The sequence below is a fragment of the Bacillota bacterium genome (assembly GCA_012842395.1).
In the GTDB taxonomy this organism is placed as follows: domain Bacteria; phylum Bacillota; class SHA-98; order UBA4971; family UBA4971; genus UBA6256.
The window spans coordinates 1-1,634 of record DUSX01000060.1; the positions used below are offsets into that span (position 1 = coordinate 1).

Annotated in this window: 1 protein-coding gene; it reads right to left on the reverse strand. The window is 67.0% G+C overall.

What is annotated here, in order from left to right; genetic code table 11:
• Positions 1 to 648 precede the first annotated feature (648 nt).
• Positions 649 to 1,634: ROK family protein (locus GX515_13485; GenBank protein HHY34005.1), on the reverse strand; the 986-nt coding region annotated here is incomplete at its 5' end.

Sequence of the window (1,634 nt, forward strand, 5' to 3'; positions counted from 1 at the left end):
CAGGCCGCGGCGACAGCCCCGGCCGCAGATACGGACACGGGCACGGTCCCGGACCCAGACTCGGAGCTGGAAGTGCGGTTGGAGCTGGAGATAGAGCTGGGGCTGAAGCTAGAGCTAGAGCTAGAGTTGGGACTGGAACCGGAGCCTGCACTGAAGCCAGGATCCGGGCCCGGCCCGGGCCCGGAGTTGGGGCTCAAGTTGGAGTCTGGGTTGGGATTGGGACTCGGGTTGGGGCTGGTTCCGGCCCCGGGCTCGGACAGCTCCCCAGGCTGCAGGCCAGGGCGCGGCCCGGCCTCGACCGCATCCCGCGCAGCGCCCGCCTGGCTCATGAACCGTCCTCCGAACGCCGGAACCAACCGCCCCGGCAATGACGCAGCCGCCATGAGCACGATTCCCAGGACAAGTGCGCAAGCAGCGCCTGCTAGGATCACCACCGTCTGCAGCTTCATCGTATCACCGCCGTCCCTACGACCAGTCTCACCACGATGCCGCCCGCCCCCAATCCGGCTTTACCATCAGATCAACCCGCTCCATGCGGACATCCAACCGCCTCGCGCCCGTCCTTTTGCCGTCGTTCACAGTGAAAGGCCTACCCCGTCGCCCTGCGCTCGGCACGGCGGATCGGCCTCGGCCCCTTTCGGCGCTGCCTCAGGTGCGGTAGCTCATTCCTCCGCCTTCACCCATCTCGGGGAGATCCTGAGCGAGCGCGTGGCTCCAGTAGAACCTGTCGAAAACGAGGCCGGCGAGTCCAAGGGCAACCCCCATGTCCCCAAGCTGCGACGGAAGGACGCGCGGCATCTGACCAGGCGCCAAGAGGGCCCGCTCTTTAGCCACCGCCTCCACGCGCGACGCGAAATCCGGCCGCACACCTATATCGCCCCCAAGCACGACCAGCTCGGGGTCGAGCAGGTTGACGAGGCTGACCAGGCCTGTAGCAGTGTATTCAACGAGCGCGTCATCGGCCCCTCCCGCCTTCCACGCCCGAATCGAGGCCGAAGCTGCCCCGGCGAGACACCCGATGTTACCGCACGAGCATCTCTCGCCGTGCATGTCTACGGTCATATGCCCAAGCTCGCCTGCATGCATGCGGGCGCCCATATAGGGCTTGCCGTTCACCACGAGCCCCGCACCGAACCCGCCTTCTCCCACCGTCATATAGACGAAGTCGCTCACGTTCCGGGCATGCCCGTAGCACCTCTCCCCCCAGGCTGCGGCGCGCACATCGCGCTCGACCAGCACGGGCAGGCCAAACTCGCGCTGAAGTCGCGCCGCGAGCGGGAAGTTGGCCCACCGCAGCCGCGTTGACTTCAGGATGATCCCCGTTCTGCTGTCGACGATCCCCGGGACTCCAACGCCGATCCCTGCGGCCGCCCCAGCGCTCGCCCGCGGAAGCTTTGCGAGGGCTCGCGCAGCCGCCCTGAGAACCTGGTCCGCGGTGCTTGCCGGGCTCGAGAGGTCTGCGTCCTCCTTCATGACGTAAACCGGGCTTCCCGCGAGGTCAATGACCCCATACAGAATCCTGGCCACCTGGACATCTATGATGGCAGCGAGACTCGCGCTCGCGTTCAGGGTGAGAAGGATCGGCCGCCTCCCACCAACGCTGGCGGCGGTTCCCTTCGTCTCGGTCACGAGGC